Origin of the sequence: Streptomyces reniochalinae (assembly GCF_003323735.1) — a bacterium.
Lineage (GTDB): Bacteria > Actinomycetota > Actinomycetes > Streptomycetales > Streptomycetaceae > Streptomyces > Streptomyces reniochalinae.
Genome location: NZ_QOIM01000024.1, coordinates 76165 through 99103, shown reverse-complemented (window position 1 = coordinate 99103; position 22939 = coordinate 76165). Strand labels below are relative to the sequence as shown.

20 protein-coding genes, 2 tRNA genes and 1 pseudogene are annotated in these 22939 nt (G+C 71.4%); 12 read left to right on the top strand and 11 right to left on the bottom strand.

What is annotated here, in order from left to right; all coding sequences use genetic code 11:
* Positions 1-21 precede the first annotated feature (21 nt).
* Positions 22-1137 carry a YlbL family protein gene (locus DQ392_RS05905; RefSeq protein WP_114014408.1) on the top strand — a complete coding sequence of 372 codons (1116 nt, stop codon included), beginning with the start codon at positions 22-24 and terminating at the stop codon, positions 1135-1137.
* A gap of 120 nt (positions 1138-1257) precedes the next feature.
* Here the strand turns inward: DQ392_RS05905 and DQ392_RS05900 are convergent, their stop codons facing one another.
* Complete coding sequence (locus tag DQ392_RS05900) at positions 1258-1824, bottom strand: PPA1309 family protein (protein ID WP_181856289.1); 567 nt, start codon at positions 1822-1824, stop codon at positions 1258-1260.
* Positions 1825-1987: 163 nt separating this feature from the next.
* Here DQ392_RS05900 and DQ392_RS05895 point away from each other — a divergent pair, with 163 nt between their 5' ends.
* From DQ392_RS05895 to DQ392_RS05880, 4 genes are all read left to right on the top strand, one after another.
* On the top strand, positions 1988-4912 hold the full coding sequence (locus DQ392_RS05895) for a UPF0182 family membrane protein (RefSeq protein WP_114014544.1): 2925 nt from the start codon (positions 1988-1990) through the stop codon (positions 4910-4912).
* 48 nt (positions 4913-4960) lie between these two features.
* A tRNA-Met gene (locus tag DQ392_RS05890) sits at positions 4961-5034 on the top strand.
* A gap of 178 nt (positions 5035-5212) precedes the next feature.
* Positions 5213-7033, top strand: coding sequence for a tetratricopeptide repeat protein (locus DQ392_RS05885; protein WP_245981209.1), 1821 nt, complete (start codon positions 5213-5215; stop codon positions 7031-7033).
* Positions 7034-7327: 294 nt separating this feature from the next.
* A tRNA-Met gene (locus DQ392_RS05880) sits at positions 7328-7401 on the top strand.
* A gap of 112 nt (positions 7402-7513) precedes the next feature.
* On the opposite strand, the gene DQ392_RS05875 is transcribed toward DQ392_RS05880, so the two are convergent.
* The 4 genes from DQ392_RS05875 to DQ392_RS05860 all read right to left on the bottom strand — a co-directional run bounded on the left by DQ392_RS05875 (position 7514) and on the right by DQ392_RS05860 (position 11125).
* Positions 7514-8644: an ABC transporter substrate-binding protein gene (locus DQ392_RS05875; RefSeq protein WP_114014543.1), complete on the bottom strand. Its 1131-nt coding sequence runs from the start codon at positions 8642-8644 to the stop codon at positions 7514-7516.
* A 41-nt stretch (positions 8645-8685) separates the two neighbouring features.
* Complete coding sequence (locus DQ392_RS05870; protein WP_114014405.1) at positions 8686-9552, bottom strand: ABC transporter permease; 867 nt, start codon at positions 9550-9552, stop codon at positions 8686-8688.
* Positions 9549-10352 carry an ABC transporter ATP-binding protein gene (locus tag DQ392_RS05865; protein WP_114014542.1) on the bottom strand — a complete coding sequence of 268 codons (804 nt, stop codon included), beginning with the start codon at positions 10350-10352 and terminating at the stop codon, positions 9549-9551. The genes DQ392_RS05870 and DQ392_RS05865 overlap by 4 nt, the downstream gene beginning before the upstream one ends.
* Before the next feature lie 356 nt (positions 10353-10708).
* Positions 10709-11125, bottom strand: coding sequence for a Fur family transcriptional regulator (locus DQ392_RS05860; protein ID WP_114014404.1), 417 nt, complete (start codon positions 11123-11125; stop codon positions 10709-10711).
* Between the two features lie 164 nt (positions 11126-11289).
* Between DQ392_RS05860 and DQ392_RS05855 the strand changes: the two genes are divergently transcribed.
* Entirely contained in the window at positions 11290-12726 is a 1437-nt protein-coding gene (locus DQ392_RS05855) for a catalase (protein ID WP_181856307.1), read from the top strand.
* Positions 12727-12867: 141 nt separating this feature from the next.
* Here DQ392_RS05855 and DQ392_RS05850 read toward each other — a convergent pair whose 3' ends face one another.
* Complete coding sequence (locus tag DQ392_RS05850; protein WP_114014402.1) at positions 12868-13308, bottom strand: CBS domain-containing protein; 441 nt, start codon at positions 13306-13308, stop codon at positions 12868-12870.
* 169 nt (positions 13309-13477) lie between these two features.
* Entirely contained in the window at positions 13478-14272 is a 795-nt protein-coding gene (gene hisN / locus DQ392_RS05845) for a histidinol-phosphatase (RefSeq protein ID WP_114014401.1), read from the bottom strand.
* A gap of 164 nt (positions 14273-14436) precedes the next feature.
* Here hisN and DQ392_RS05840 point away from each other — a divergent pair, with 164 nt between their 5' ends.
* Entirely contained in the window at positions 14437-15105 is a 669-nt protein-coding gene (locus DQ392_RS05840) for a TetR/AcrR family transcriptional regulator (RefSeq protein ID WP_114014400.1), read from the top strand.
* Positions 15106-15144: 39 nt separating this feature from the next.
* Here the strand turns inward: DQ392_RS05840 and DQ392_RS05835 are convergent, their stop codons facing one another.
* From DQ392_RS05835 to DQ392_RS05820, 4 genes are all read right to left on the bottom strand, one after another.
* A complete protein-coding gene (locus tag DQ392_RS05835) occupies positions 15145-15468 on the bottom strand; it encodes a DMT family transporter (RefSeq protein ID WP_114014399.1) in 324 nt (107 codons plus the stop codon).
* Between the two features lie 81 nt (positions 15469-15549).
* Positions 15550-16569 (bottom strand): ribosome small subunit-dependent GTPase A, encoded by a 1020-nt coding sequence (gene rsgA, locus DQ392_RS05830; protein WP_114014398.1) that lies wholly within the window; start codon positions 16567-16569, stop codon positions 15550-15552.
* A gap of 13 nt (positions 16570-16582) precedes the next feature.
* Positions 16583-17956: a 3-phosphoshikimate 1-carboxyvinyltransferase gene (gene aroA, locus DQ392_RS05825; RefSeq protein WP_114014397.1), complete on the bottom strand. Its 1374-nt coding sequence runs from the start codon at positions 17954-17956 to the stop codon at positions 16583-16585.
* Positions 17957-18045: 89 nt separating this feature from the next.
* Positions 18046-18819 (bottom strand): M50 family metallopeptidase, encoded by a 774-nt coding sequence (locus tag DQ392_RS05820; RefSeq protein ID WP_114014396.1) that lies wholly within the window; start codon positions 18817-18819, stop codon positions 18046-18048.
* A 99-nt stretch (positions 18820-18918) separates the two neighbouring features.
* Between DQ392_RS05820 and DQ392_RS05815 the strand changes: the two genes are divergently transcribed.
* The 5 genes and pseudogenes from DQ392_RS05815 to DQ392_RS05795 form a co-directional block, all read left to right on the top strand.
* Complete coding sequence (locus tag DQ392_RS05815) at positions 18919-19761, top strand: SOS response-associated peptidase (protein ID WP_114014395.1); 843 nt, start codon at positions 18919-18921, stop codon at positions 19759-19761.
* A gap of 49 nt (positions 19762-19810) precedes the next feature.
* Positions 19811-20569 (top strand): alpha/beta hydrolase family protein, encoded by a 759-nt coding sequence (locus DQ392_RS05810; RefSeq protein ID WP_245981208.1) that lies wholly within the window; start codon positions 19811-19813, stop codon positions 20567-20569.
* Between the two features lie 434 nt (positions 20570-21003).
* Positions 21004-21675, top strand: a complete 672-nt coding sequence (locus tag DQ392_RS05805; protein WP_181856288.1) for a sigma-70 family RNA polymerase sigma factor — start codon at positions 21004-21006, stop codon at positions 21673-21675.
* Entirely contained in the window at positions 21672-22040 is a 369-nt protein-coding gene (gene rsrA / locus DQ392_RS05800; protein WP_114014393.1) for a mycothiol system anti-sigma-R factor, read from the top strand. The genes DQ392_RS05805 and rsrA overlap by 4 nt, the downstream gene beginning before the upstream one ends.
* 169 nt (positions 22041-22209) lie before the next feature.
* Positions 22210-22878 (top strand): annotated as a pseudogene (locus tag DQ392_RS05795) (HD-GYP domain-containing protein); the annotation flags it as partial.
* Between the last annotated feature and the right edge of the window lie 61 nt (positions 22879-22939).

Below are 22939 nucleotides of genomic sequence, written 5' to 3'. Positions count from 1 at the left end.
CCCGTCCCGTACTGTCGTGCCATGCCTCGCCGCACCGCGACCCTGCTCGCCTCCACGCTGCTGCTCATAGCGATGCTCTGCGCCGGAGTGCTCATCCAGGTGCCGTACGCGGAGATGTCCCCCGGCCCGACGGTGAACACGCTGGGTGTGCACGGCGGCGATCCCGTGCTGAACATCAAGGACAAGCCCGGCGAGAAGGGCGATCCGAAGAAGTACGACACCTCGGGCCATCTGAACATGACGACCGTCCGTGTCACCGGCTCCGAGTACCGCATGACGCTTCTGGGCGCCCTCTCCGGCTGGCTGAGCGACGACAGCCTGGTCGTACCGCACAAGACGCTCTATCCGGAGGACAAGTCGGCCGAGGAGGTCGACCAGGAGAACGCCGAGGAGTTCACCGCGTCCCAGGAGAGCGCCAAGGTCGCGGCCCTCAAGGAGCTCGACGTCCCGGTCAGCTCCTACGTCGCCGTCGGCGCCGTCGAGAAGGGCGCTCCCGCCCACAAGCGGCTGCACGCGGGGGACGTCATCACGGCGGTGGACGGCAAGCCGGTCTCCAAGCCGGAGCAGGTCGGACTCGTGGTGCGCGGGCACAAGCCCAGGGACAACGTCTCCTTCACCGTGATTCCGGCCGCCCAGGTGAAGGCCGCCCAGAAGAAGGGCAAGAAGCCGTCGTCCAAGGACGCCGGGAAGGTCACGGTGCGTACCGGCAAGACGAAGGGCGAGAGCACCGCCCGGGTCGGCATCACCACCATGCTGTCGCACAGCTTCCCGTTCGAGATCGACATCAAGCTCGCCGACATCGGCGGCCCCAGCGCAGGGCTGATGTTCGCCCTGGGCATCGTCGACAAACTCACGCCCACCGACCTCACCGGGGGGAGGTTCGTGGCCGGCACCGGCACGATCGACGACTCCGGGAAGGTCGGCGAGATCGGTGGCATCCAGATGAAGACGCTGGCCGCCCGCAAGAAGGGCGCCCGGTTCTTCCTCACCCCCGCGGGCAACTGCGCCACCGCAGCCAAGGCCAGGCCGGACGGGCTGACCCTGGTGAAGACGTCGTCCATGGACGACGCCCTCAGCTCTTTGCAGAAGATCCGCAAGGGTGAGACGGACGAGCTCACCCGGTGCAAGGCGCACTAGGTCAGCTTCGCCCGGTCACGGCCCGGCTGCACCGGGGAGCTCGTTCTTCCAGGTGCTCCCCCTCGGGCAGGCCACCCCTCCAAGGCAGGCCCCTCGGAGCGGGGCACACCTCGGGGCGGGTCACTCCTCGAACGTCGCCGCCAGCGCTTCCGCGAGCCCCGGCACCAGGTCGGAACCGGTGAGCACCTCCGTGGTGGCATCCTTCTCGCGCAGCCGCAGCGCCGATTCCCGCTCGCCGTCGCGCAGCACGGCCACCGTCATCCGCACCTCCTGACGCTCGGGGTGCTCGGCTACCCAGCGGGTGAGCGCCTCGTCGTCCAAATCCCCGGGGACGGCGGACTCGGCGGACGGCGGCAGCATCAGCCGCTCGACCGTGAGCGCACACCCGGCGACGGCGTCGGGCCAGGCGATGGTGCCCAGGAACTCGTCCAGCGGCACGTCCGCGGGGATCTCGTCCTGTTCGATGGGGGTGAGCGCGTCGGCCGGCGCGTCCTTGTCCTGTTCGTCCATGCCGAGTTGCTGGGCCAGCCCAGGTTCCTCGGTGCGCAGTCGTTCCGTGTCGACCAGGGCGAAGAGCCGTGCGGGCTGGTCCCAGCCGAGCCCTGCCGCGTACTCGTCGAGCTCCAGCACCGCGCGGGTCAGGGGGCGGGAGGCGAGGGGCGTGCCCTCGTGGGGGAGGTTGTTCATCCCCATATCGTGCCGCCTCCGGGAAGGAAAGGTGGACTTGGACCCCGGAGACGGGAACTGGGTAAAGCCTCGGTAAGTTGCTTAGGTGGGCCGTACGATGCGGGCCCAGCTTCTGAAGCTTCACACACTGCCGAACTTCGAGGTGCGCACCTTGGCTTTCCAGATGCCGGACCGGGGCTCCGGTGGGGGTCCCTCCGGGCCACGGATCAGAGTGGGCCGGCCATCACGGCGTGCCCGGACGCTGTTGATGACAGCGGGCGTGCTGGTCGTTCTGGCGATGCTTTTCGTCATGTTCTCCGGGTTCTGGACGGACTGGCTGTGGTATCGCTCGGTCGACTACAGCTCGGTCTTCACCAAGACCCTGTGGACGAAGGTCGGCATGTTCGCCGTCTTCGGTCTGCTGATGGCGCTCGCCGTGGGATTCAACATCTGGTTGGCCCACCGGCTGCGCCCACCGCTCAGCGCGATGTCGATGGAGCAGCAGAGCCTCGACCGCTACCGCATGGGCCTGGCCCCCTACAAGAAGTGGGTGCTGCTGGGCATCACGGCCCTCGTCGGGCTGATCTCCGGCGCCTCGGCGGCGGGCCAGTGGCGTACCTGGCTGATGTGGGTGAACGGCGTCGCGTTCGGGACGAAGGACCCGCAGTTCCACAAGGACGTCTCGTTCTACGCCTTCGATCTGCCGTTCTACCGCTTCTTGCTCAGCTTCGGTTTCGCCGCGGCGATTCTCTCGCTGATTGCGGCCGCGCTGGTGCACTACCTGTACGGCGGGCTGCGGGTCACCACTCCGGGGGCCCGGGCGACGGCGCAGGCCACCGGACACCTGTCGGTGCTGCTGGGTGTCTTCGTCGCGCTGAAGGCGGTGGCCTACTGGCTGGACCGGTACGGGCTGGCCGTCAAGTCGGGCGACTTCAAGGCGACGGACAACTGGACGGGCCTCAAGTACGTCGACGCGAACGCCTACCTGCCCGCGAAGACGATCCTGTTCATCATCGCGATCATCTGCGCGCTGCTGTTCTTCGCCACCATCTGGCGCCGCACCTGGCAGCTGCCGGTGATCGGTTTCGGGCTGATGGTGCTCTCGGCCATCCTGATCGGCGGGCTCTACCCGGCGCTGGTGCAAAAGTTCCAGGTCTCGCCGAACGAGCAGGCCAAGGAAGCGCCGTACATCAAGAAGAACATCGAGGCGACGCGCGACGCGTACGACATCGACGACGCCGAGGTGCGCCAGTACGACGGCAAGAGCAAGGCGGATGACGACAAGCTGCGGGACGCGGCGGACAGCACCGCGAGCATCCGCCTGCTGGACCCGAACGTGGTCTCGCCGACGTTCCAGCAGAAGCAGCAGGTGCGCGGGTACTACCAGTTCCCGCAGACCCTGGATGTGGACCGCTACGAGAAGGACGGCAAGGAGCAGGACACCGTCGTCGGCGTCCGGGAGATCAACACCAAGGGGATCCCGGAGAAGAACTGGATCAACGAGCACTTCAAGTACACCCACGGTTACGGCATGGTCGCCGCCAAGGGCACCTCGGTGGACAAGGACGGCGCGCCGGACTTCACGGAGAAGGACCTGCCGCCCAAGGGCGACAAGGGCAAGTACGAGGGCCGGATCTACTACGGCGAGAAGACGAGCCAGTACGCGATCGTCGGCGGCCCGCAGAAGGAACTGGACTACGCCGACAACAAGGGCGAGAAGACCTACACCTACAAGGGTGACAGCGGCGTCGACCTGTCGAACCCGGTCAACCGCGCCGCCTACGCGGTGAACTTCAACGAGCCGCAGATCCTCTACTCGGGCGCGATCGGTAAGGGCTCGCGGGTTCTCTACAACCGCACGCCCAAGGAGCGCGTCGAGGCGGTCGCCCCCTGGCTGACCATCGACGGCGATCCCTATCCCTCGGTGGTCGACGGCCGTGTCCAGTGGATCGTCGACGCCTACACGACCTCCAACGGTTACCCCTACTCGTCGCGTACGACGCTGGGGGACACGACGGAGGACTCGCTCACCGACGGGCAGCGGTCGGTGGTCGCCCAGCAGAACCGGGTGAACTACATCCGCAACTCGGTCAAGGCGACGGTGGACGCCTACTCCGGCAAGGTGAAGCTGTACGAGTGGGACAAGAAGGACCCGGTCCTCAAGACGTGGATGAAGGCCTTCCCCGGCACGGTCAAGTCCAAGGCGTCCATCAGCGACGACCTGATGGATCATCTGCGCTATCCGCAGGACCTGTTCAAGGTGCAGCGTGAACTGTTGCAGACCTACCACGTGACGTCGCCGTCGCAGTTCTACAGCGGCTCGGAGCGCTGGCAGGTGCCTGACGATCCCACGCACAAGGGGAACGCGGTCCCGCCGTACTACCTGAGTTTGAAGATGCCGGGCCAGAAGGATCAGCAGTTCCAGCTGACGACGACGTTCAACCCGAACAAGCGGGAGACGCTCGGCGCGTTCATGGCGGTGGACGCCGACGCACGCAGCGATGAGTACGGCAAGATCAGACTTCTGAGACTTCCGCCGAACACGACGGTCGCAGGACCCTCGCAGGTGCAGAGCAAGTTCAACTCCGAACCTGAGATCGCCGAGATCATCAACCGCATCAGACGAGGCGACTCCGAGGTCGAGTACGGCAATCTGATGACCGTGCCCCTGGAGGGCGGACTGCTGTACGTGGAGCCCGTCTACGTCCGCGGTGCCGGTGTCAACTATCCCCGGATGCAGAAGGTCCTGGTCACCTACGGGGAGCGGGTCGCCTTCGAGGACAGTCTCGACAAGGCGCTCAACAAGGTCTTCAACACGCCTGACAGAGACGAGGGCGGGGAGCGGACCGGGCCCGGCGACCAGGAGAAGGAGAAGGGCGAGAATCCGCCGAACGCCTCGGTGGACGAGGCGCTCAAGGACGCTCAGAGCGCGTACGACGCCGGCCAGAAGGCCCTGGAGAAGGGCGACTGGGAGGAGTACGGCAAGCAGCAGAAGGCGCTGGAGGACGCGTTGAAGGACGCCTCCGAGGCCGAGCAGTCCGACGGCGGCAAGAACGGCTCCGGCTCGGGTTCGGACGGGGACTCGGGGTCGGGCTCCGGCGGCGGATAGCCGGGCGAGACCACCCCGCGCCATGGTGTAGAGTTATGAACACAACGGCGCGGGGTGGAGCAGCTCGGTAGCTCGCTGGGCTCATAACCCAGAGGTCGCAGGTTCAAATCCTGTCCCCGCTACTCGGAAGAAGAGGCCCGGAGTCAACAGACTCCGGGCCTTTTCGCTTGTGCGGGGGATGGTGCGGCGCTGTAGTTTGGGGTATCTCTTCGTCGGGAAGTCGACAAACCGCCGAAGTGACCTCACTGGCTGCGGTATACGAGGTGTACGCGGGTTGCAGGTGGTGCGACGATGGAGCTTATGGGGGAGAAGGCAAGGCCGACGGACCCGGCACGTCCCGGTCTGGGCCCGAGTGTGGAGGAGTACACCGAAAAGACCGCAGCCGCAGTGGCGAACGCAGCCGGACACTCCGCAGGCGACACGACCGCCGCGGACAGTGTGCTGGGAGCCCAACTGCTGCGCCGGGGGGATCTGGACGGCGCCGAGCCGCATCTGCGCGCCGCCACGGCCGCGGGTGACCGCGCGGCCGCCAACAACCTCGGAGTGCTGCTGCACCAGAGGGGGTATACGGAAGAGGCCGCCGAGTGGTGGCGTACGGCCGCCGTCGCGGGATCGGCCGCGGCGGCACACGCGCTCGGCCGCCACCAGCGGGAGCGCGGTGACGAACCCGCGGCGCACTACTGGCTGCGCCAGTCCGCCGAATCCGGCCACGCGCTCGGCGCGTACGCGCTGGCGGACCTGCTGGAACACCGCGGCGAGGACGGTGCGGAGGAGTGGTTCCGGGCCGCCGCCGAGCGCGGTCACCGGGAGGCGGCCTACCGCGTCGCGCGGCTGGCCGGGGCCCGGGCCGAACAGCTGGCGGCCGACGGCGAGACCGACGCGGCGACCGTACGCGAGGTCGAGGAGGAAGCCGAGGGCTGGTACCGCCAGGCGGCGGCCCGCGGCCATCGCAGGGCGGCGCTGCGGCTGGGCGCGGCCTTGGAGCGGCGCGGCGAACTCAAGGAGGCCGGGCGCTGGTACCTGACCTCCGCCAAGGACGGCGAGGCACGGGCCGCCTGCGCTCTGGGCTTCCTGCTGCGGGACGCGGGCGACGAGGAGAGCGCCGCCGTGTGGTGGCGCCGCGCGGCCGAGGACGGTGACGGGAACGCCGCCAACGCCCTGGGCGCGCTGCACGCCGACCGCGGCGAGCGGCAGGCGGCCGAGCGCTGGTACCGCGTCGCGCTGGAAGCAGGCAGCGACAACGGGGCGTTCAACCTCGGGCTCCTGTGCGCCGCGCAGGGCCGTACGGCGCAGGCCGAACAGTGGTACCGCCGGGCCGCGTACGCCGGGCACCGCGAGGCCGCCAACGCGCTCGCCGTCCTGCTGTTGCAGCGCGGGGACGCGGAGGGGGCCGAGCCGTGGTTCTCCAAGGCGGCCGAGGCCGGAAGCGTCGACGCCGCCTTCAACCTCGGCATCCTGCACGCCGGCCGCGGCAACGAGCGTGCCGCGCGCGCGTGGTACGAGCGGGCGGCCGCCTCCGGGCACGCGGAGGCCGCGCTCCAGGTCGCCCTCGCGCTGCTGCGCGAAGGCGAGCTGCACACCGCCGAGAGGTACCTGCGCTCAGCAGCGGGCGGCGGCAGCGTCGAGGGGGCCTTCCGCCTCGGCGCGCTGCTGGAGAGGGTCACCCGGCCCGACACCGGCGAGCTGGGCTCCGCGCACGCGCTCGGGCGCGTCGAGGGCGCCAGGCCCGAGTACGAGGAGTGGTACCAGCGCGCCGCCGAGCACGGCCACCGCCGGGCCCAGGTACGGCTGGGCATGTGCGCGGCCGCGCGGGGCGAGGTCGTCGACGCCGCACGCTGGTACCGCGCCGCGGCCGAGGCGGGCAGCCCCAACGGCGCCTTCAACCTGGGCCTGCTGCTGGCCCGTGAGGGCAGCGAAACCGAAGCGGTGCTGTGGTGGACCCGCGCGGCCGAGGCCGGGCACGGCAGGGCCGCCCTGCGGCTGGCGCTGCTCAGCGCGCGCCAGGGCGAACTGGCCGAGGGCCAGTTCTGGTGCGCCCGCGCGGTCGAGCTGGGCCCGGTCGAGGTGGCCGAGCGGGCCGCGCGCCTGCGGGACGCGCTGCGCGCGGAGCTCACCGCGTAGGGGCGGGCCTCCCTCGCCAGGGGGCGCCGGCGGCCGCGACGCCGCCGGCACCCCGCCGTGAGCGAGGGCGCCCGCTGTGAGCGCGCCGCTGTGAGCGCTCTGCCGTAAGTGCTCCCGCCCGTGGGCGCCCCGCCATAAGTACCCGGCTCCGAGCGCCCCGCCGAAGGGCCGCATGGGGATGGACGGAGGGTCTCGCGCCGGCGGCTCGGAAGGTGTGCCACACCGGGCACACGCGGCCCGCGGGGCTCGGTTTGCACTGGTCGTCGGCGTGCGTTAAAGTTGTACACACAACGGCGCGGGGTGGAGCAGCTCGGTAGCTCGCTGGGCTCATAACCCAGAGGTCGCAGGTTCAAATCCTGTCCCCGCTACTGAAAGACGAAGGCCCGGATCCACGGATCCGGGCTTTCGTCATATCCGCACGCTCTCCGGCGCCGAGCCGTCCAGCCGCCAGCCACCGGTCACCGGCCCCGCGCATGGCCGTCACGGTTCGTGTCCGACCGCTTCCGCGTAGAGCCTGCGGTCCACCAGACGTGCCTCGGGGACGGGCTCGCCCTCGGTGACCCCGGCATCGCGGTAGGCCTTCTGGAGCCTGTCGGTGGTGCCCTTGCGGATCTCCCAGTCCATCCGGAGCGCGGGCACGGCCGTGATCACTTTCGGATCCTGCTTGAGGATCTTCGCGAGTTCGGCCACGAAGGCGGGGTCCTTCTTGTAGTCACCGGCGAAGTAGGTGTTGATCGTGCGGATGTACGCGCGCAGCAGCGCGACCCCCGCGTCGACGTCGGCGCTCAGCAGGCCCGGCCCGAACAGGGCACCGCCCAGGGGTTCGCCGGGCGGCTGGCCGCCGAGGAAGGTGTACTTCCTGTCGTCCTCCACGCGGCGCCACACCGGGTCGAGCAGCCAGGCCGCGTCCACTGCGCCGCTGGTGAGTGCCGTCAGGACGTCGGAGGAGCCGAGTTGCCGGAAGGACATGGACTCCATGTCGGCGCCGTGTTCGGAAAGGAGGGTGTCCATCGGGTAGGAGATCACCGACCCTTTGCCGATCAGGGTTGCGATCTTCCGGTCCGCGAGGGAGACGGAGGTCGGTTTCTCGTCCTTGCGCAGGCGGACCCACAGGCCGCTCTTGGACTTCGGGGCGGGGGAGAAGTTGCCGGCGACCCAGCGGATGTCGAAGCCGGAGTTGATGCCGTTGACGACGGCGGCTTCCGGGGCGGCCCACAGCGCGTCGATCTCCCCCTTGGCCAGCAGCGGCAGAGCTTCGGGGGTGGGCAGCACCTTCAGCTCGACGTCGAGCCCTTCCCTGGCGAACTCGCCCTCGCGGATGGCGATCTGGAGGGGTGCGACGTACTCGGCGGTCAGCGTGCTGGTGGCGATGGTGAGTGCGCGGGTCTTCTTGAGCTTGCGCGGTGCGGGGGCGCCGGCTTCGCAGCGTGCGGGGGAGCGGTTCTCGCCCGTGCGGGCGGGGTCGGTCCAGGAGCGTTCGCCGCATCCGGGGGCGGGTTCGATGTCGCGGTCGGCGGTTTTCAGGCCGCCGTCCTGCTGTGCGGAGCAGCCGGTCAGGGCGAGGGCGCAGCTGAGGACGAGGGTGAGGACGGGGACGAGGGGAGGGCGCACGGCGACCCTTTCGGGTGAGGGCGGGCGGGACCGGTGCGGGTTCAGGACTGGCCGCGGCCCCGGTCGCGCGGCGCCCACGGGGTGAGGAGGCGTCCGGCGAGCCGGACGAGTTCGGAGAAGAGCACGCCCAGGGCGGCGACGCAGACGATGCCGACGAACATCACGTCGTTCTGGAAGAGGGCGCGGGAGTCGAAGATCAGGTGTCCGAGGCCGTCGGAGGCGGCGATGGACTCCGAGGCGACGATCACCAGCACGGCGACGCCCGCGGCGATCCGGGCGCCGACCAGGACGGAGGGCAGGGACGCGGGCAGCAGCACGTGCCGGAACATCTGCCAGTGTCCGGCGCCGAAGACGCGCCCGGCGTCCCGGTGTCCCTCCGGGACGGCCAGCACGGCGGCCATGGTCGAGATCCAGACGAAGAAGAAGACCGTCGCGGCCACCAGCGCCACCTGCGGCCCCTCACCGAGTCCGAACATGTTGAGGAAGATGGGCAGCAGCGCCAGCTTCGGTACCACGTACAGGGCGTCCATCATGGGTTCCAGCGCGGCCCGCACCAGCGGCAGCGCTCCCATCAGCAGCCCGAGCAGATAGCCGGCCACCGTGCCGAGCAGATATCCGGCGAGGACCCGTTTGAGGGTGGCCCACACGTCGGGCCACAGGTCGCCTTCCGCGGCGCGCTCCCACCCGTCGGCGAGGATGGCGCTCGGCGCGGGGTAGACGCGTTCGTCGATCCACTGCTGGGTGGCGGCGAGCTGCCACAGCAGGACGAGGACGAGGGGCACGGCGACGGCCAGCGACAGTTCCAGTGCACGCCGCCGCCTGTGGGTGCTCTCCGGGGCTTTCTCGTGCGGACCCGGGCGCCGTACGAGTCGCCCTTCGCTGCTGTGGGGCGTCTGAAGCGTGCTCATGCGGCGGCTCTCTTGCCGCTCGCCGTGGCCGGTCCCGCGCCGGGTGTCCGGCGGGCGACCTCGCCGCGCAGCAGTTCCCACAGTTCGTCCTTGAGCGCGGTGAAGCGCGGGTCGGAGCGGACGTCGCCGGTGCGGGGCCGGGCGAAGGGCGTGCGGCGTTCGGCGATGACACGGCCGGGGCGCGCGGACATCACCAGCACCCGGTCGCCGAGGACGAGGGCCTCTTCGAGGCTGTGGGTGATGAAGAGGGTGGTGGCGCTGGTGGCCTGCGTGAGGGCGAGGAGTTCGTCCAGGAGGATGGTGCGCAGTTGAGCGTCGAGCGCGGCGAAGGGCTCGTCCATGAGCAGGATCTCCGGTTCGACGGCGAGCGCGCGGGCGATGGCCACCCGTTGCCGCATGCCGCCGGAGAGGGCGGCGGGGTAGGCGTCGGCGAAGTCGGCCAGCCCCAGCCTGGCGAGCCACGCGGCGGCACGCGCGTCGGCCTCCTTGCGGGGTGCGCGCTGGATGTCGAGGCCGAAGCGGACATTGGCCAGCACGGTCTTCCAGTCGTAGATGCCGTAGTCCTGGAAGATCATGGCGGCGGGGTGGGTGGCGTCGGTGCGCAGTTCGAGCTCGCCGGAGGAGGGGCGCAGCAGTCCGGCGGCGATGCGCAGCAGGGTGGACTTGCCGCAGCCGGAGGGGCCGACGACGCAGACAAACTCCCCCGGGTCGACGTCCAGGTCGAGCGGTCCGAGTGCGGCGATTTCGCGAGGGCCGCGGCCGAAGCTGCGGGTGACGGCACTGGCGCGGATTTTCGGCATGGTCACTCCCCGTTCCGGGTGGGGAAGAGTGCGTCAGTCCGCGACGATATGACGGGCCGTCAGATACCGGCAAGGGTCCTGCGGCAACACGATGGGCCCGCACCTGGCGCGGGGCCCGCACCTGGCGCGGTGCGGGCCCCATCGGCCGGAAAACGGCACCGGCGGCCGCGCCGCCCCCTCGTGGAGGTGCCGAGGGCGTTTCACGGGATCCGGCCGACAACGGGCCGGCCCCGGGCCAGAGCCGACCCGCGGCAGCCGACGGACCGGCAGCCGACCGGCCTGCGGTCGGAGGGGAAGGGCGGCGCGAAAGATCCCCGAGGGGAAGAGCTTCGGGCGAGTCGTCCCGGGGTGGAACGTCAGGCGTCGGCGCAGTGGGGGCAGACGCCGCGGTAGGTGACCGTGGCCTCCGCGACGGCGAAGCCGAACCGCTCGTGCTCGGGCAGGGCGGTCAGCGGGTCACCTGTCGGGTGGACGTCGCGGATGGTGCCGCAGCGGGAACAGACCAGGTGCTGGTGGCTGTGGCGCGCGTTGGGGTCGTAGCGTTTCGCGCGGCCGTCGGTGCTCACCTCGAGTACTTCACCGAGGGCGACGAGTTCGCTGAGCGTGTTGTAGACCGTCGCGCGGGCGATCTCCGGCAGGCGGTCCGTCGCGCGGGCGTGGACCTCGTCGGCCGTGTAGTGGACATGGTCGCCGTCGAGCACCTCGGCGACGACGCGCCGCTGCGCGGTAAGGCGCCAGCCGCGGTCGCGGAGCCGTTCCAGCAGGTCACTCATACGTCCAGACTAGCAGTGCCATGTCCATAGGCAGAACCCGTACGGGTTTCGTTTTCTTCTTGACTTAGACAATGTCCAATGTAGGGTTGCGAGTGGTTGGCCCACAGGACAGATGTGAAGCACAGGAGGCGCACGTGACCGTGCAGGACGAGACGTCCGGACCGATGACGACGGAAGCCGGTGCTCCGGTCGCGGACAACCAGAACAGCCAGACCGCCGGCGTCGGCGGCCCGGTGCTCGTTCAGGACCAGCACCTGCTCGAGAAGCTCGCGCACTTCAACCGCGAGCGGATCCCCGAGCGGATCGTGCACGCCCGGGGCGCGGGCGCGTACGGCAAGTTCACCGTCACAGCCGACGTGACGCAGTACACGCGGGCGAAGTTCCTCTCCGAGGTCGGCAAGGAGACCGAGGTCTTCGCGCGGTTCTCGACGGTGGCGGGCAACCTCGGCGCGGCGGACGCGGTACGTGACCCGCGCGGCTTCGCCCTGAAGTTCTACACCGAAGAGGGCAACTACGACCTGGTCGGGAACAACACCCCGGTGTTCTTCGTCAAGGACGCCATCAAGTTCCCCGACTTCATCCACACCCAAAAGCGCGACCCCTACACCGGCTCCCAGGAGCCGGACAACGTGTGGGACTTCTGGGGTCTCTCGCCGGAGTCGACGCACCAGGTGACCTGGCTGCACGGCGACCGCGGCATCCCCGCCTCCTACCGTCACATGGACGGCTTCGGCTCCCACACCTTCCAGTGGAGCAACGAGGCGGGCGAGATCTTCTGGGTCAAGTACCACTTCAAGACCGACCAGGGCATCAAGAACCTGACGGCCGCCGAGGCGGACGTGCTGGCCGGCAAGGACCCCGACAGCCACCAGCGTGACCTGCGCGAGGCCATCGAGCGCGGCGAGTACCCGAGCTGGACCGTCGGTGTGCAGATCATGCCCGCGGCGGAGGCGGCGAACTACCGCTTCAACCCGTTCGACCTCACCAAGGTGTGGCCGCACGCGGACTACCCGATCCACTGGTTCGGCAAGATGGAGCTCAACCGCAACCCGCGCAACATCTTCGCCGAGACAGAGCAGTCGATCTTCTCCCCGCACCACTTCGTGCCGGGCATCGGCCCCTCCCCGGACAAGATGCTCCAGGGCCGCCTGTTCGCCTACGGCGACGCGCACCGCTACCGGGTCGGCATCAACGCCGACCTGCTGCCGGTGAACGAGCCGAAGGCGGCGCAGGCCCGTACCTACGGCCGTGACGGCTTCATGTACGACGGCCGCCACGGCGGTACGAAGAACTACGAGCCGAACAGCTTCGGCGGCCCGGCCGAGACCGGCCGTGCCATGTGGGAGCCGCAGAGCGTCAGCGGCACGACCGAGGACCACGAGGCGCCCTCGCACGCCGAGGACGACGACTTCGTCCAGGCCGGGAACCTCTACCGCCTCATGTCGGAGGACGAGAAGCAGCGGCTGGTCGACAACCTCGCGGGCGGCATCGCGGCCGTCTCCCGTGACGAGATCGCCCAGCGCGCGATCGAGAACTTCCGCAAGGCGGACCCCGACTACGGCAAGCGGCTCGAGGCCGCGGTCCAGGCCCTGCGCGGCTGATCGATCGCTCGCCGTACGAGCCCGGAGGGATCGGACGCCATGGGGCTCCGGTCCCTCCGGTGCGTTTCCCGCGCCGTCCCCGCAGGTGCTCGCAGGGGCGGCGCGGGACCGCGTTTTGTACCGTTTCCTCCCCTTGCGGGGTCAGACGGCCATCTCTCCAGCGGGCCGGGCGCCGGCCGGCCGGGTGTCCGCGGGCGGCGCGTCGGTGTCGGCCCAGCAGCGGACGATGTCGCGGACCGAGACGATCCCCACGGGTTCGCGTCCGTCCAGCACGATCAGGTGGCGGAAGCCGCCTTTGGTCATCGCCTCGGCCGCCGCCGCCAGTGTCCAGTCGGGCCCGGCGAAGACGACGTCGTTGGTCGTGTGGGTGTGGGCCGTCTCCCGGTCGGGGTCCTGTCCTGCGCCCAGGGAGTTGAGGATGTCGCGTTCGGTGAGGATGCCGAGGCCGCTGGTGTCGGGGTCGAGGACGACGGCGGCGCCCACCCTTCTGGTCGACATCAGCTGCGCTGCCTGGCGCAGGGTGTGGGTGGGGCCGATGGTGAGGACCACGGTGCTCATGGCGTGCTGGACGTGACCTGGCATGCGGGGCTACCTCCTTGGCGGAACGGCTTCTGCGGGCCCCGGGCGCGGGAGCGCGGGACCTCGAGAAGGGGTTCACAAGGTCACAAGCGTGCTCATGTTCATGCTCACATGTGACGCAGGCCACAACAAGGAAGCGTGTATGGGCCACCCGGTCCGGGCGGCCCCGTTCTCATGCCGTCAGGTAGCTCAGCAGCGTCTCGTGCAGCAGGCCGTTGGAGGCCGCCGCGCTGCCGCTCTGCGGGCCGGGATTGCCGTCCAGGCCGGTGAAGCTGCCGCCCGCCTCCTCGACGATGACCGCGCTGGCCGCCATGTCCCACAACGACAGCTCCGGCTCGGCACACATGTCCACCGAGCCCTCGGCGACCATCATGTACGGCCAGAAGTCGCCGTAGCCCCGGGTGCGCCAGCAGTCGCGGGTCAGATCCATGAAGCCGCCCAGCATGCCGCGCTCCTCCCAGCCGTGCAGCGAGGAGTAGGCGAACGAGGCGTCCCGCACCTCGGCGACCTTGGAGACCTGAAGGCGGGTCGCCTTGGAGAGGCTGCGTCCCGTGTAGGCGCCCGCGCCCAGCGCCGCCCACCAGCGCCGGTGGAGCGCGGGGGCCGAGACGACGCCGACCACGGGACGGTCGCCGCCCTCACCCATCTCCATCAGGGCGATCAGCGTCGCCCAGACGGGGACGCCGCGCACGTAGTTCTTCGTCCCGTCGATGGGGTCGATCACCCAGCGGCGCGGTCCGTGTCCTTCGGTGCCGAACTCCTCGCCCAGCACCGCGTCCCGGGGGCGGGTGCGCTGGAGCGAGCTGCGGATCAGTTCCTCGGCCGCCTTGTCGGCCTCGCTCACCGGCGTCATGTCCGGCTTGGTCTCCACCTTCAGGTCGAGAGCCTTGAACCGCTCCATGGTCGTGGCGTCGGCGGCGTCGGCCAGCACGTGGGCGAGACGCAGATCATCGTGATAGTCCAGCATGTCCGCACAGTATCCGGCGGGGTGACCCCCGGCCACAGGGCCATGCGCGTGCGGCGCGTATTGACACCTCATGGCGGTGCGTCAATTCTGTGCCGCACGCCGGGCTGTGGGGCGAGTCGGTCCGGCGTTCGAGGAGTGGAGGGTACGGGCTGGGGGAGGCGACGATGCCTGCTGCGCGCGAGACCCTGCTGGAAGCCGCCCACGCGGCGGTGCGGACGCGGCCCTGGAGCGTCGTGCGGATGGTCGATGTCGCCGCGGCGGCCGACGTCTCCCGGCAGACGCTCTACAACGAGTTCGGCAGCAAGGAGGGTCTGGGCGCGGCACTGGTCAGCCGACTGGTCGGGGATTTCCTCGACGGTACGGGCCGCGCCGTGACCGAGGCCTGCCGCGGTGGCGCCGACCCCGCGGCCTGCTGCGCCGCCGCCGCGCACTGGGTGCTGCGGACCGCGCGCGCCGAGCCCATCGTGCACGCGGCGCTCACCGGGTGCTGGGGGCCCAGGATCCCGCTGCCGTCCCGTCCGCCTCCCCTGGCCGGGTGGGACCGGGCCGCCCGTGAGGCGCACCCGGCGGAGCCGGGGAGGCTCGCCCACGTGCTGTGCGACCGGGCCGTGGCGGGTCTCGACCGTGCCACCCGCCTTCCGGTCGGCGGCCCCGGAGCCCGTCCGCGCGGGGGGCCGGCCGAGCTGGTCGAGACCGCCAGGGGTGACCTGCTGCGCGCGTACGAGGCGGGACTGCGGGTCGCGCTCAGCTACGTCGTCGCACCCCAGCCCGGTCCTGACGACGAACCCTGTGGGCGGGTCGACGCGGTGGTACGGGCGCTGCTGGCGTGCTGAGCGGGCGGTGGGGAGGCGCCGCCGGGGAAGGGCGCGGGGTCAGTGGGCGCTGCCGGACAGCTGGAGCCCCATCACACCGATGATCACCAGTGTGATGGAGACGAGTTTCAGCACCGAGACCACGTCACCCATGAAGACCATGCCGTAGATCGCCGTCCCGGCGGCCCCGATGCCGGTCCAGACCGCGTAGGCGGGACCGACGTCCAGCCGTTTCAGCGAGAGGGTGAGCAGGCCGAAGCTGCCCAGTGCGAAGGCGCAGAAGGCGACGGTCGGCCAGAGTTTGGTGAAGCCGTGCGAGAGTTTCAGACACACGGCGAAGCCCGTCTCCAGCAGCCCAGCGACTAGCACCAACAGCCACGCCATGTGCTCTTCCTCCCGTGACGCCCGTGCGGTCCAGCTCAAGCGCAGGCAAACCAGTATGCCGCCGCGGGCGCCCGGAAGCGATCAGTCCCCTTCGCGGCGTTCCCGCGTGCCCAGCAGGCGGCGCAGCGAGTGCAGCCGGGCGGCGTCCGCGTGCCCGTCGGCCACCCACGCGTCCAGCGCGCAGCCGCTCTCGTTGTGGCTGCACCCGCGCGGGCACGAGGCGGCGCCCTCCTCCAGGTCGGGGAACGCGTGGATGACCCGCGAGAGTTGAATGTGATTCAGTCCGAAGGAGCGCACTCCCGGGGTGTCGATGACCCAGCCGTCCTCGCCGGTGGTCGACGGCGGCAGCGGGAGTGCCAGCGCGGACGTCGTGGTGTGCCTGCCGCGCCCTGTCACCGCGTTGACGTCGCCCGTCGCGCGCTGCCTGCGCGGCACCAGCGCGTTGACGAGCGTGGTCTTGCCGACACCGCTGTGGCCCACACACACCGTGACCTGACCGCGCATCAGCTCACGGACGCTCTCGGCGCCCGCGCCCTCGGCCAGCCCCTCCCTGCTGGTGACCACGTGGCGCACGCCGAGCGGTGCGTAGGTCTCCATCAGCGGCCGCGCAGGCGCGAGATCCGACTTGGTGAGCACCAGCAGCGGTTCGAGACCCGCGTCGAAGGCCGCGACCAGGCAGCGGTCGATCAGCCGCGGCCGCGGCTCGGGGTCGGCCAGCGCGGTGACGATGGCGAGCTGGTCGGCGTTGGCGACGATGACGCGCTCGTACGGGTCGTTGTCGTCCGCCGTCCTGCGCAGCACCGAGGTGCGCTCCTCGACGCGGACGACGCGCGCCAGGGTGTCCTTCGCCCCGGACAGATCACCGACGACGGCCACCCGGTCGCCCACCACCACGCCCTTGCGGCCCAGCTCGCGGGCCTTCATCGCGGTGACCGTGCGGCCCTCCACCAGGCACGTCAACCGGCCGCGGTCGACCGTCAGCACCAGACCCTCGGCCGCGTCCTCGTGCTTGGGCCTGGTGTGGGTGCGCGGCCTGGTGCCGCGGCGGGAGGGGCGGACGCGGATGTCGTCCTCGTCGGTGTGCTTGCCGTAGCGGCGCATCGCGGGCGCCCCCTCAGGCTCTCACTCCGGCAGGCGCCCCGAGCATCTCCGCCCACATCGCCGGGAAGTCGGGCAGGGTCTTCCCCGTCGTCGCGACGTTCTCCACCTCAACGCCCTCGACCGCCAGGCCGAGTACCGCGCCGGCCGTGGCCAGCCGGTGGTCGTCGTAGGTGTGGAAGACGCCGCCGTGCAGTGGACGCGGGCGGACGCGCAGCCCGTCCTCGGTCTCGGTGACGTCGCCGCCCAGCCCGTTGATCTCCTTGGCCAGCGCCGCCAGCCGGTCCGTCTCGTGCAGCCGCAGGTGGCCCACCCCGCGCAGCACCGACTCGCTGTCCGCGAGCGCCGCGACCGCGGCGATGCCGGGGGTCAGCTCGCCCACCTCGCCCAGATCGACGTCGATGCCCAGGACGCGGCCGCCGCCGGTCAGGGTCAGACCCCGCTCGTCCAGCTCGCAGCTGCCGCCCATGGCCGTGAAGATCTCCCGCAGCGCGTCGCCCGGCTGGGTCGTGCGCCGCGGCCAGTCAGCGACGGTGACCCGGCCGCCGGTTACCAGCGCCGCCGCCAGGAACGGCTGGGCGTTGGACAGGTCCGGCTCGATCGTCAGGTCGCGGCCCAGCAGGGTGCCGGGCGCGACCCGCCACACGTTCGCGGCCCCGCCGTCCTCGGGCGCGTCCACCTGCGCCCCGGCGGCACGCAGCATCTCCACCGTCATGCGGATGTGCGGCGTCGAGGGCAGGGTGCGGCCCGTGTGCCGCACCTGAACGCCCTGGTCGAAGCCCGCGCCCGACAGCAGCAGGGCACTGACGAACTGGCTGGAGGAGGACGCGTCGACCTCGACCGTGCCGCCGGTCAGCGACCCCGTCCCCCGCACCGTCAGCGGAAGCGCGCCGCGCCCCTCGTCCTCCACCCGGGCGCCGAGCGCGCGCAGCGCGTCGATGACACCGTGCAGCGGACGCTCGTAGGAGCGCGGATCGCCGTCGAACCCGACAGGCCCCTCGGCCAGCGCCGCCAGCGGCGGCAGGAAGCGCATCACGGTGCCGGCGTTGCCCACGTCCACCGTCGCCGGGCCGCGCAGCGGCCCTGGCAGCACCCGCCAGTCCTCACCGGTGGTGCGCGCGCCGCCGGCCCCGGTCGCGGCGGAGGCCGAGGAGCCCGTCTCCTCGATCGCGACACCCAGGGCCCGCAGCGCCCCGGCCATCAGCAGGGTGTCGCGGGAGCGCAGCGGGCGGCGCAGCCGGCCCGGCTCGGCGGCCAGCGCGGAGAGCACCAGCGCCCGGTTGGTGACCGACTTCGACCCGGGCACGGTGACGGTCGCCTCGATGCGGCCCGGCGCGGTGGGAGCGGGCCAGAGTGCGGTGTCTGCGGCGGGCGCGTGCTGGTCGGTCATGGGGCAACTCTAATGGCTGGGGCGCGGGCCGCCCCGAGCCCGCCGCCGGGCGCCAGGCCCAGGAGGGGATGGCGCCGCGAGCAGCGGATTCACAGCTGGTCCAGCACCGGGCCGAGCAGCCAGCGGCCCCCGCCGATCAGGGAGCACAGCGAGACGGCGTGGAAGAGGAAGAGCCACATCGCCGCGGGGACGTGGGTGAGCCGCGAGAGCTGGTCGGCATCCGAGTCCCCGGCCCCCCCGTCGCCCGGCCGCCGCCCCTGGCGGAAACGCTGCGCGTTGCCCCACCCCCGCCGCTTGCGCTGGAGTTCGAACGCCGGCCTGACGCCGCCCAGCAGCAGGAACCACACCACCACGTACGCGAAGCCCGCCTGCACCTCCGGATCCGTCAGCCAGGAGACGAGGACGAAGGCGCCGCCCGCCACGACGACGGTCAGCACCCCGTAGGCGTTGCGGATCATCACCAGCATCGCGAGGAGCAGCACCGTCGCCCCCCACAGCAGCGCGGTGATGTGGTTGGCGGCCAGCAGCCAGGCGCCGCCAAGACCCAGCAGCGGGGGAGCGGTGTAGCCGGCGGCGGCGGTCAGCACCATGCCGATGCCGGTGGGCTTGCCCCGCGAGACGGTCAGCCCCGAGGTGTCCGAGTGCAGCCGTATCCCGTCCAGCTGCCGCCCCGTGAGCAGGGCTATCAGGCCGTGTCCGCCCTCGTGCGCGATCGTGATGGCGTTGCGGGAGATCCGCCACACGCCGTGCGGGGCCACCGCGAGCAGCGCCAGCACACCGGTGGCGATCACCAGCCACTGCTCGGGGTCCGGCTGGCTGCCCACGACGCGGTCCCAGACATCCGTGATGCTCGCGTTGTCCATGTTCGCGGCGTTCTCCTCGTGTGGTCCGTGTGCGGCCGCGCGTGCCGTCCTGCGTCAACGCGCGGCGACGTTTCCGCGTGCCGTGGCAGTCTTGCAGGCATGTGCGGACGGTATGCAGCGAGCCGGGGGGCCGAGGACCTGGCCCGGCTGTTCGAGGTGGAGAAGTGGGAGCTCGAGGAGGCGCTCGCGCCCGACTGGAACGTCGCGCCCACCAAGCAGGTGTACGCGGTGCTCGACCGCCCCCTCAAAGGCAGCGGGGAACCGCGTCCGGTGCGTCAGCTGCGCCCCCTCAAGTGGGGTCTGGTGCCCGGCTGGGCCAAGACGCCCGACATGGGCGTCAAGATGATCAACGCCCGCGCCGAGACCGTCCACGAGAAGCCCGCCTACCGGCGCCCCTTCGTCGCCCGCCGCTGCCTGCTGCCCGCCGACGGCTACTTCGAGTGGGTCACGGCAGAGGGCGAGCTCAAGCTGGAGCAGGAGGGCAGGCGCAAGCGCCCCCGCAAGCAGCCCTACTTCATCTCTCCCGCCCCGCGGGACGGCTCGGAAGAGCCGCCGGTGATGGCGATGGCCGGTCTCTACGAGTTCTGGCGGGACAAGACCCTGCCCGACGACCATCCGCAGGCGTGGTGGGCGACCTGCACCGTCTTGACCACCGCCGCTGAGACCACCCCGCTGGCCAACGCCGACGAGCTGAGCGAGGGCGGCCCCGGTTCGCTGGCCGACATCCACCCGCGCATGCCGCTGATGCTCACCCCCGACCGCTGGGACGCCTGGCTCGACCCCTCCCGCACCGACGCCGAGCAGCTCCGCGCGCTGCTGGCCCCGCCGCCCGGCGGCCTCATGCGGGCCCACCCCGTCTCCACGGACGTCAGCAACGTCCGCAACAACGGCCCCCACCTGGTGAAGGAGCTGCCGGCGCCGGAGGAGGAGACGCTGTTCTGACCGGGGTCTGACCGGCCTTTTCCCGGGCACCCCTGGAAGGATGCCGGACATGAACGCGCACAAGGACAAGGGCACGACGCACCCGGGCGGGGACGAAGCGCACCCCGGCGGAGCGCACCCGGGCCGGGGCACCGCGCACGCGCGCCGGGACGAGGAGCGGCCCCGCGGGGGCGGCGGGCGGATCGAGACGGTCGCCACCCCGGTCGGGCAGGCCCGGATCACCTGGCACGACGCGAAGAAGGCGCACACGGTGCTGGCCCTGGGTCACGGGGCCGGCGGCGGTATCGAGGCGCGGGACCTGCGGGCGCTGGCCGCCGCGATGCCCGCCGAGGGAGTCAGCGTCGCCCTGGTGGAGCAGCCCTGGCGGGTCGCGGGAAAGAAGGTGGCTCCGGCGCCCGGGACCCTGGACGCGGCCTGGAGCGCGCTGTGGCCCGCCCTCGTGCTTCCCGGACTCCCCGTGATCGCCGGTGGCCGCAGCGCGGGGGCCCGCGTGGCCTGCCGTACGGCGGGCGAGCTGGGGGCACGCGCGGTGCTCGCCCTCTCCTTCCCGCTGCACCCGCCGGGCAAGCCGGACAAGTCCCGGGCCGACGAGCTGACCGGGGTGGAGCTGCCGGTGCTGGTCGTCCAGGGTGGACGGGACCCGTTCGGGCGCCCCGAGGAGTTCCCGCGCGGCACCAGCCTGGTCGAGGTGCCGTGGGGCGATCACGGGTTCGCGCTCCCGAAGTCGGCCGCGGTCTCCGAGGACGAGGCCATGGGCGTGATCACCGGCGCGGTGGCCCGCTGGATCGGCGGCGGCACCCCCGGATGACGTCCGCACCCGGGTGCGGCCCCCGCGGCATGACCCGGACGGCCCCGCGGCGGACCCAGGGCGGCCCGCGGCGGAGGCGTACGGGCCGAAGGCGGGACGCGGGGCGGGCCCGGGGGCCAGGCGTGGCGGGCGGAAGGCGGCGGAAAGAGTCCCCGGACGCGGGAATGATCGGCGGGGCGGTGTGGTTGCACGCAGTGTCCACAGAGGAAGCCGATGTGCGGCGCTCGCCGCGCAAGGGCCTCACCACGAGGCGAAAGGAAGCCGCCCAGATGGGTTCTGTCGCTTGCCCCCAGCGTCCGCGGGCCGCCGACCTGGACTGGGCCACGTTGGCGCTGGCCTCAGGGACGGGTATTCGAGCGGCGGACGATGCGGATCGTCGTCTATTCTCCGAATCGAGCGGGTCCTCGTTCGGGCTCGCCCCGACAGCGGAGGAGGTGGGTCCGGTCACCGGGACCGAAGACGGCTCGAACGCACAGCCCAGGAGTCAGGGATCGGAGACGGCACAGGAGCGCAGCGCGCGCTTCGAGCGCGACGCGCTCGCCTTCCTCGACCAGATGTACTCGGCCGCGCTGCGCATGACGCGCAATCCCGCCGACGCCGAGGACCTGGTGCAGGAGACCTACGCCAAGGCGTACGCGTCCTTCCACCAGTTCCGCGAGGGCACCAACCTCAAGGCGTGGCTGTACCGCATCCTGACCAACACCTTCATCAACTCCTACCGCAAGAAGCAGCGCGAGCCGCAGCGCAGCGCGGCGGAGGAGATCGAGGACTGGCAGCTCGCGCGGGCCGAGTCCCACATGTCCACCGGGCTGCGTTCGGCCGAGGCCCAGGCGCTCGACCACCTGCCGGACTCGGACGTCAAGGCGGCGCTCCAGGCGATCCCGGAGGAGTTCCGCATCGCCGTCTACCTCGCGGACGTCGAAGGCTTTGCCTACAAGGAGATCGCCGACATCATGGGGACACCCATCGGCACGGTGATGTCCCGTCTGCACCGCGGTCGGCGCCAGCTTCGGGACATGCTGGAGGGCTACGCGCAAGAGCGCGGACTGGTCCCGGCCGGTGCCGCGGCGGACGGGTCGCAAGACCGGAAAGGCTCGGGCTCATGAGTTGCGGAGAGCCGCACGAGACGGACTGCGCTGAGGTTCTCGACCACCTCTACGAGTACCTCGACCGCGAGATGCCGGACGGGGACTGCGCGAAGTTCAAGGAGCACTTCGACGAGTGCTCCCCGTGCTTCGAGAAGTACGGCATCGAGCGCGAGGTCAAGAAGCTCGTCAAGCGCTGCTGCGGGCACGACGACGTCCCGTCGGACCTGCGGGCCAAGGTGATGGGCCGGATCGAGGTGATCCGGCAGGGGCAGCAGCCCGAAGCGGAGTCCGACGCCGCCTCTCCGGCCACGGACACCGTCGAGGCACAGAACCCGACGCGGGCGCAGGCCCCCACGGGGGCCGAGGGCAGCAACCCCGCCTGACGTACCGCTTCACACCGGGCGCGTTCGCGCCGGCGCTTCCGCCCGCTGTCCTCCCATCGGGTGAGCCCCGCCCGTCTCGTACGGGCGAACCGCCCGCCCGGGGCGGCAACAGACCCGCGCGGCACTCCTATTCTCCCCGCCAGGACACGAGGCGGTCAGGAGGCCCGTGATGCGCGTGGGAGCGGGTACGCGGCGGCGTGCCGGAGCGGGCGGGGGAGCGGACCGGTGGCGGGACGGAACGTTCGCGCTGGCGTGCGCGCTCGCTGCGCCCGCGGCGCTCGCGCTGTGGCGCGGCCCCTACGGCCCCCTCGCCGCGCTGCTCGTCCTCGGGCCCCTGCACCTGGCCTGGCGGGAGCTGTGCGAGTGCCGCCCGGAGAGCGCCGCCCGCCGAGCGGCCGTCCAGGCCCTCGCCCAGGCGGTGCACCTCAAGGACCGCTACACGCGCGCACACGGCGAGCGGGTCGGCCACGCGACGGCCCTCATCGCCCGCGAACTCGGCCTGGACGAGGAGCGCACCGAGACTCTGCGCTGCGCCGGCGTCCTGCACGACGTGGGCAAACTCGGTGTCCCCGCGCGTCTGTTGCGCAAGGAGGGGCCGCTCACCCTGGCCGAGCGCCGCGTCGTCGAGCAGCACCCGGAACAGGGTGCGGACATCGTGCGCGGCCTGGACTTCCTGGGCGAGGCGAGGGCCGCCGTACTCCACCACCACGAACGCGTGGACGGCCTGGGCTACCCGCACGGCCTGGCGGGCAACCGGATCCCCGAGGCGGCGCGCATCGTGTCCGTCGCCGACGCGTTCGACGCGATGACCTCCACCCGCAGCTACCGCGGGGGCAGGCCCGTCGCCGCGGCCGTGGCCGAGCTCGAACGCTGCGCGGGCACCCAGTTCGATCCCCGGA